This is a genomic window from Agrobacterium sp. 10T429 (assembly GCF_056393925.1).
In genome coordinates this window covers 1-354 of the sequence record NZ_JBFTGV010000105.1, presented here as the reverse complement: position 1 = coordinate 354, position 354 = coordinate 1, and the positions used below count along the sequence as shown (strand labels likewise).

The following is a 354-nucleotide window of genomic DNA, read 5'->3' as shown; positions in this document are numbered from 1 at the left end:
CGCATCGACGGAGCCATTGGTCAGCGCGAGCTTGGTATCGGCTGGAGGGAGGAAGCGGATGTTGGCGTCCTCGGGTTTCAATCCGGCTGACGCCAATGCCTTCAGCGTCACGAAATGGCCAATCGAACCCCGGTTTGTGCCGATGCTCTTGCCTTTGAGGTCAGCCGCGGTCTTCAGCGGTGAATCGGGCCGCACGAGGATGGCGGTGCCATAAGGGTCCGACCGGTTGGCGCCAATCAGCTTGATCCGCGTCCCCGCCGCGAGTGCGAAGATCGCCGGCGCATCGCCAATCGGCCCGCAATCGACCGCCCCCGCATTGAGCGCCTCCGCCAGCGGCGCGGCGGCCGGGAACTC

At 66.1% G+C, this 354-nt stretch carries 1 protein-coding gene; it reads right to left on the bottom strand.

Annotated elements, in window-relative coordinates; all coding sequences use genetic code 11:
• On the bottom strand, positions 1-354 hold a 354-nt coding region (locus AC1DCP_RS26740), incomplete at both ends, for an ABC transporter substrate-binding protein (protein ID WP_476774923.1).